Origin of the sequence: Gottfriedia acidiceleris (assembly GCF_002128425.1) — a bacterium.
GTDB classification, from domain to species: domain Bacteria; phylum Bacillota; class Bacilli; order Bacillales; family Bacillaceae_G; genus Gottfriedia; species Gottfriedia acidiceleris.
In genome coordinates, this window is record NZ_NESS01000012.1 from 109267 (window position 1) to 116061 (window position 6795).

Genomic DNA, 6795 nt, shown 5'->3' on the forward strand with positions numbered 1-6795 from the left:
AGTATGATTTGGGCATGCTAAATCTGAATTATTCAAAAGGAGGATGTAGTAAATGACTCAAAAACAGTTTCCGACTAAATTTATTCCGCAGCATCAAAATAAGCAACCAGGTATTGAAAAGGAAATGACACCAATACCTATATCGGATGATCCAAATTACACTCCAAGTGGTAAATTAAAGGATAAAGTAGCCATTATTACTGGAGGAGATAGTGGGATAGGTAGAGCAGTTGCAATACTATTTGCGAAAGAAGGGGCATCGGTCTTTATACCGTATTTTGATGAGGATGTAGATGCACAAGATACAAAGAAATTTATAAATGATTTAGGTGGAAATTGTGAAATAATGAGATGTGACATTCGAACTGAAGAAGTTTGTAAACAAATTGTTCAAAATGCAATCCAAACCTTCGGAAAAATTAACATTTTAGTGAACAATGCTGCTGTTCAGTATCCACAAAAGAATTTGGAAGACATTACGGAAGAGCAATTAAAAAGAACATTTGAAACAAATATTTTTTCAATGTTCTTTTTATCAAAAGCTTGCCTTCCACATATGAAGCAAGGGGACTCTATAATAAATACTGCGTCAATAACTGCTTATAAAGGACATGATCAATTATTGGATTACTCTGCGACGAAAGGAGCGATTGTCTCATTTACTCGTTCACTTTCTACAAACCTTGCTCAAAAGGGAATTCGTGTTAATGGTGTAGCTCCTGGACCAATTTGGACACCGTTGATCCCAGCAAGTTTTGACGAACAAGAAGTAGCAAAGTTTGGTAGCACAACTCCAATGAAACGAGCTGGACAACCAGTAGAGCTTGCACCGGCATATCTGTATTTAGCCAGCAATGAAGCTTCCTATATTACAGGACAAATCATTCATGTTAATGGTGGAGTAATTGTGAACGGATAAAAAATAAAATGGTGCCATATACGATAAAATGTAAATGGCACCATTTTCATTAATATTTAGGTCGAAATGTGTGACAGCAAGTTTCACCACTATGTACAGCAGAAGTAGTTATTTCGCCGTCTAAGACTGCATTTTGAATCGATAAATCAAAGTCATTTGAATATTCATATGCTTCTGTTTGAACAAGAATTGAGTCTGCTTGGCAAAAGTTTCCCTGACCCCAAAAATTACAATTTGCAACACTACATCTAATTTCTGGCATGAACTCGCCCTCCTTTTGTTTTATTTTCTACATACTTTGCAATCTCATTCAGATTTAAGATAGTGCATTATAGATATTTTAGTGAGAATATTGTAAACTTTTGTTATATAGAAGGAGTTCGTGAGACTATTATCGAACTCTGAACTCTGATTAAGTATAGGAGGAGAACAAAATGAATTGGGAAACAACTTATGAAAAATGGATTCAATCGCCGACATTAGATCAAGAACTAAAAGAACAATTAATTAATCTTGAGAATAATCACCTTATACTTAAGGAAAGCTTCTATCAAAATTTAGAATTTGGAACAGGTGGAATGCGAGGAGAAATCGGACCTGGAACGAATCGTATGAACATTTATACAATTCGTAAAGCATCTGCTGGTTTTGCAAAATATATTGAAAGCTTTGGAGAAGAAGCAAAAAACCGTGGAGTTGCAATTGCTTTCGATTCTCGTCATAAAAGTCCTGAGTTTGCAATGGAAGCAGCAAAAACTCTTGCAACATATGGCATTAAAGCTTATGTATTCAATGAATTACGTCCTACACCAGAATTATCATTTGCAGTACGTGAGTTAAACTGCTTCGGTGGAATTGTTATTACGGCTAGTCATAATCCACCTGAATATAATGGATTTAAAGTTTATGGCGATGACGGTGGCCAATTACCTCCAGCTGCTGCTGATCAAGTAATTGAATATGTTAATTCATTTGAAAATGAGTTAGAAATTGAAGTAACTTCTGAACAAGAATTAGTTGAAAAAGGCTTAATACATAGATTAGATGAAAAAATGGACAAATTATATGTAGAGCAACTAAAAACAGTTGTTGTTAACAACGAGTTAGTAAAAGAGCATGGTAAAGATTTAAAAATTGTTTTTACACCATTACATGGCACGGCACTAGTACCTGCAACGATGTCATTAAAAGCAGTTGGCTTTGAAAATGTAACAATTGTTGAAGAACAAGCAAAAGCAGATTCGAATTTTACAACTGTAAAATCACCGAATCCTGAAGAGCACGCAGCGTTTGAATATGCAATTCGTTACGGTAAAGAAATTGATGCAGATGTATTAATTGCAACTGACCCGGATGCAGACCGATTAGGAATCGCTACAAAAAATGAAAACGGCGAATATGTAGTCTTAACTGGAAATCAAACAGGAGCTTTAATGCTTCATTATTTATTAAGCCAACAAAACGTACCTTCAAATGCGCTATTACTTAAAACAATCGTTACATCAGAATTTGGTCAAGTAATCGCATCAAAATTCGGTGTTAAAACAATCGATACACTTACTGGATTTAAGTTTATCGGTGAAAAAATTAAAGAATATGAGCAAACAAATGAATACTCATTCTTATTCGGTTATGAAGAAAGCTATGGCTATTTAATTAAACCATTTGTTCGTGATAAAGATGCAATCCAAGCAACAGTACTTGCTGCAGAAATTGCTACTTATTATAAAACAAAAGGTATGACTTTATATGAAGGCCTAAATAGTCTATATGAGCAATTTGGTTATTATTTAGAAGGATTAAAATCATTAACATTAAAAGGGATTGAAGGTACAGAAAAAATCCAATCGATTTTAACAAATTACCGTCAAAACCCTCCTATTGATATAAACGGTCTAAAAGTTGTTACTGTTGAAGATTATAAACTTCAAGAAAAAACGACTTTAGAATCAGGAGAAAAAGAGCAAATACTTCTACCTAAATCAAATGTATTAAAGTATCAACTTGAAGACGGTTCATGGGTATGCCTACGTCCATCTGGAACTGAACCAAAAATCAAGTTCTATTTCGGCATTGTTGGAAAATCTCGTGAAGATAGCATCCAAAAATTGGATAGTTTACAACAAGCATTTATGGAAAAAATTGAAGTATTAGTCTAAAAAAGAGCGACTATTTAGTCGCTCTTTTCATTTATTTTAGTTAAAGCTCTAATGATGAGATAAAAGATTGTTCCTCGACACTTTCTTCTCTAGTAGCATGCTCAATATGTTGGAACATACCTTTTAGCTTTTCATCAATGATCGCTAAGTCCCTCTCGTATTTAAAGGCATGTAGAAAATGTTCGATACGCTTTGAAAAAAGTTCGTCTTTCGTATTTACCATTAACACGAGAAGCTTATCCCATTGACAACAATAAGTGTAATACAATGCTAAATCATAATCGGATTGTGCTTGCATTGTGAACCTCCTTTTTAGAGGGTACACATAGTTTATGGCGAAAAAAATTAATTAGCCATGAGAGAATTTAACAAAAGGTTACGGTAGAGGTTAGGTAAAAAAAGGATGGTTAGGTATAGGAACTGTAGGGAAAACAAGAAGAGTAGTGAGATTAGTCGTATAACAAGAATATTTTATTGATTTTGATAAAATTTTGAAAGAAGTGGCCTTTTCAATTGAACCTGAAATTAGCAAAATATATTAATTACTGAATATTTTTGCGTTTGTTTTGGATTTCTTCTTTCAATATAGAACTAATCTTTTCCAACACTTAAGTATACTTCCATAAGAAACAGGAATAATAACATTAAATAAATAACGGATAGAAATACTGGAGTAAGTGTGGATTCCTAAAACTTAAAACACTGTCTTAATAACAATTAGTATTTAATTCAAAAAAGAAGTTATATCAATCGCATTGTACAAATAAAATTAACTACCGTATGAATTTTTTCATACGTTTTTTTGTGTTTAAAATTTTTTTCAAAAAATTAAAAATTAAGCAAATGAATATAGTAGAGATATGACTATTTTTACATTAATTCAATTTTCAGTTCATAGAATAATATAAGAAGAGACAGGAGGAGAGTGTGATGAAGGCGAGTGATTATAGAGCGTTGGAATATGCGATTGACGAAATTACAGAGATTGCGAGAGGATTTGGGCTAGACTTTTACCCAATGCGCTATGAAATCTGTCCTGCAGATATCATTTATACATTTGGCGCTTACGGTATGCCTACAAGATTCTCCCACTGGAGCTTTGGAAAACAGTTTTATAAAATGAAGCTTCATTACGATTTAGGGTTAAGCAAAATTTATGAATTGGTAATCAACTCTGACCCATGTTATGCATTTTTATTAGATACGAACTCTCTCGTTCAAAACAAATTAATCGTTGCCCACGTATTAGCTCATTGTGACTTCTTTAAAAATAATATACGTTTCTCAAATACGAAGAGAGATATGGTCGAAAGTATGGCAGCTACAGCTGAACGAATTAAACATTATGAACATATATACGGAAAACAAGAAGTTGAAAATTTCCTAGATGCAGTTCTCTCGATTCAAGAGCATATTGATCCATCTTTAATGCGGCCAAAATTAGCTTATGATTTAGAAAGTGATTTCCCAATAAAAGAGAAAAAGAGAGTTACACCATACGATGATCTATGGAATATGGATCAAAGTAAAGAAAAGAAAAATGATTCAAATCTTATCCCAATTAAACGTAAACATTTCCCACCACAACCCGAAAAAGATATCCTATTATTCATCGAAGAGTACTCAAGAGAGCTAGAAGAATGGCAACGTGACATCCTGACAATGTTACGAGAAGAAATGCTTTATTTCTGGCCACAACTTGAAACGAAAATTATGAATGAAGGCTGGGCAAGTTACTGGCATATAAGAATTATGCGTAAATTAAACCTTGATTCTAATGAAGCAATTGAGTACGCAAAGCTTAATGCAGGAGTAGTTCAGCCATCAAAAACAAGCATTAACCCGTATTATTTAGGATTAAGAATGTTTGAAGATATAGAAGAGCGATATAATAATCCAACAAAAGAAATGAGAGAATTAGGTGTAAAACCTGGTAGCGGTCGAGAAAAAATGTTTGAAGTACGAGAGTTAGAGTCTGATAGTTCATTTATACGAAACTACTTAACGAAAGACCTTGTCATGCGTGAAGATATGTATTTATTCCAGCGCCAAGGTAAGGAATATAAAGTCACTGATAAGGCATGGGAAAATGTACGAGATCAACTTGTTGTAAGTAGGGTAAATGGCGGATTCCCTTATATAGTTGTCCAAGAGGGTGATTATTTAAAAAATGGAGAGCTTTATTTGAAGCATTCCTATGAACATATGGAACTTGATGTGAAGTATGTTGAGAAGGTAATGCCTTATATTCACCAGTTGTGGGGTAGAGGGGTTCATTTGGAGACAAATATTGAGAATAAGTCTGTGTTGTTTAGTTATGATGGGAAGAATATTCATCGGAAGTATATTTGAGCCACCTTTTATAGGTGGTTTTCTTTATGTTTAGAAAGTATAGAATTCTTTTTCGGTAAGTGGACCTTATGTGACTAAATGGCAGTTTAGTTGAACAAGGACTTAAAGATAAGACGTTGAATTATACTATTAATAAAGTTTCGTTATTCGAATCGCTTATAAGGAGTGAACTATGAATCTAAGATCGATATCAATAATTGTTGCTTTATCATTTCTTATACTTACAGCAATTGACTTTTCGATGGATTATGCACACTATAAAGATGCAATAAGTTCAACTAATATGACAGTAAATGAGACCCATATCTTTAAAACGCATATGAATAGCAGTGTAAATAGCCATATTAGGATTGGCGTTTCTATAATTGGTTACGAAAGTCTGTTATTAATGGCTTTTGCAATAAAAAGGAAACAAAGTATCCCGTCTTTTTCTAAAAAAAACTAGTCTTATATTTGTCGAGGTTTTCAGATACTTTTAACACATATTTCTATTCAACAAACACAGTGCATTAGTTAAATAAGGAAATGTATTAAACACTTTGAAAGCGAGTGAACCAATGGAGAGCGTACAATGGATAAACGGTAGCTACAAAGAAGATAATTATATTTTCGAAACACATCGACAAGCAGAAATGTGGGCAAACGCATTATATCCAGATTTTGCACTTTATTTATTTTCTAAAACCACCGTAGGATACGCTACACCTGATGAAAAGGTGATAAAATGTTTGGCTGAACTTTTACCTGAATGGATAAGTTACAACAATAATACGAACGGCAGTATTTGTTTAGGTGAAGAAAAAATTAACGGAAAAATCATATATAAAATATGGATAGAAAATTTGACGTAGTTATGCAACTAACGAAAGCTTTAGTTGAAGTTCACGAGTTGCTAGCAACTCGTTTTTTTATTCAACAAAATGGCAGTTTAGCTGCATAAGAAAAAGGTACTTCTTACTGACGTAACGAAGTATAATTTTAAAAAAAGAAATTTAAAATCCTAGGTGGAGGTAATTGAATGAAAAAATTATTACTCTATCGAATTTGTTTAACTGTTGTTATTTTAGTGTTTGGTATTTGGAATTACCCTTCAAAATTATCTTCAGTGGCATTCTTTCTTGCATTTATAGGTTTCTTTTTTACATTAGATGTGTTACGCCTTAAATCAAAAAAGAATTAAGAGAATAAACAATTTATATTCAACTAACGCATTGCGAAGATCGCTTTTTCTTATTCAACAAAATGACAGGATAGTTGTGCGAAATGTTTCTAGCTTAAATAGAGAATGGTTACATTACTCTGGTAAAGGCTAGACAGTTCCTTTCGGAATTGAAGGATTATATCGAAGAATCAAATGATTGGGTA

General features: G+C 33.1%; 8 protein-coding genes. 6 read left to right on the top strand and 2 right to left on the bottom strand.

The features are described from left to right. Window positions 1-52: 52 nt before the first annotated feature. Window positions 53-919 carry an SDR family oxidoreductase gene (locus tag B6K90_RS18480; protein ID WP_088014239.1) on the top strand — a complete coding sequence of 289 codons (867 nt, stop codon included), beginning with the start codon at window positions 53-55 and terminating at the stop codon, window positions 917-919. A 49-nt stretch (window positions 920-968) separates the two neighbouring features. On the opposite strand, the gene B6K90_RS18485 is transcribed toward B6K90_RS18480, so the two are convergent. Then, window positions 969-1181: a DUF1540 domain-containing protein gene (locus tag B6K90_RS18485; RefSeq protein WP_088014240.1), complete on the bottom strand. Its 213-nt coding sequence runs from the start codon at window positions 1179-1181 to the stop codon at window positions 969-971. Window positions 1182-1353: 172 nt separating this feature from the next. Here B6K90_RS18485 and B6K90_RS18490 point away from each other — a divergent pair, with 172 nt between their 5' ends. Then, window positions 1354-3078 (top strand): phospho-sugar mutase, encoded by a 1725-nt coding sequence (locus B6K90_RS18490; protein WP_088014241.1) that lies wholly within the window; start codon window positions 1354-1356, stop codon window positions 3076-3078. Window positions 3079-3118: 40 nt separating this feature from the next. Here B6K90_RS18490 and B6K90_RS18495 read toward each other — a convergent pair whose 3' ends face one another. Continuing rightward, window positions 3119-3376: a YhdB family protein gene (locus tag B6K90_RS18495; protein WP_088014242.1), complete on the bottom strand. Its 258-nt coding sequence runs from the start codon at window positions 3374-3376 to the stop codon at window positions 3119-3121. Window positions 3377-4008: 632 nt separating this feature from the next. On the opposite strand from B6K90_RS18495, the gene B6K90_RS18500 reads away from it, so the two are divergent. The 4 genes from B6K90_RS18500 (at window position 4009) to B6K90_RS23835 (ending at window position 6610) form a co-directional block, all read left to right on the top strand. Then, the gene (locus B6K90_RS18500) at window positions 4009-5430 is read left to right on the top strand and encodes a SpoVR family protein (protein WP_088014243.1); all 1422 of its coding nucleotides are present in this window, start codon (window positions 4009-4011) and stop codon (window positions 5428-5430) included. Between the two features lie 172 nt (window positions 5431-5602). Beyond that, window positions 5603-5875 carry a hypothetical protein gene (locus B6K90_RS18505; RefSeq protein WP_088014244.1) on the top strand — a complete coding sequence of 91 codons (273 nt, stop codon included), beginning with the start codon at window positions 5603-5605 and terminating at the stop codon, window positions 5873-5875. A 112-nt stretch (window positions 5876-5987) separates the two neighbouring features. Continuing rightward, a complete protein-coding gene (locus tag B6K90_RS18510) occupies window positions 5988-6281 on the top strand; it encodes a hypothetical protein (protein WP_139840760.1) in 294 nt (97 codons plus the stop codon). Window positions 6282-6448: 167 nt separating this feature from the next. Continuing rightward, window positions 6449-6610 carry a hypothetical protein gene (locus tag B6K90_RS23835; protein WP_167555426.1) on the top strand — a complete coding sequence of 54 codons (162 nt, stop codon included), beginning with the start codon at window positions 6449-6451 and terminating at the stop codon, window positions 6608-6610. Window positions 6611-6795 lie beyond the last annotated feature (185 nt).

Excerpts from the sequence above, each read along its gene's own strand:
- B6K90_RS18480 (WP_088014239.1), top strand. The coding sequence starts at position 53 with ATGACTCAAAAACAGTTTCCGACTAAATTTATTCCGCAGCATCAAAAT.
- B6K90_RS18485 (WP_088014240.1), bottom strand. The coding sequence starts at position 1,181 with ATGCCAGAAATTAGATGTAGTGTTGCAAATTGTAATTTTTGGGGTCAG.
- B6K90_RS18490 (WP_088014241.1), top strand. The coding sequence starts at position 1,354 with ATGAATTGGGAAACAACTTATGAAAAATGGATTCAATCGCCGACATTA.
- B6K90_RS18495 (WP_088014242.1), bottom strand. The coding sequence starts at position 3,376 with ATGCAAGCACAATCCGATTATGATTTAGCATTGTATTACACTTATTGT.
- B6K90_RS18500 (WP_088014243.1), top strand. The coding sequence starts at position 4,009 with ATGAAGGCGAGTGATTATAGAGCGTTGGAATATGCGATTGACGAAATT.
- B6K90_RS18505 (WP_088014244.1), top strand. The coding sequence starts at position 5,603 with ATGAATCTAAGATCGATATCAATAATTGTTGCTTTATCATTTCTTATA.
- B6K90_RS18510 (WP_139840760.1), top strand. The coding sequence starts at position 5,988 with ATGGAGAGCGTACAATGGATAAACGGTAGCTACAAAGAAGATAATTAT.
- B6K90_RS23835 (WP_167555426.1), top strand. The coding sequence starts at position 6,449 with ATGAAAAAATTATTACTCTATCGAATTTGTTTAACTGTTGTTATTTTA.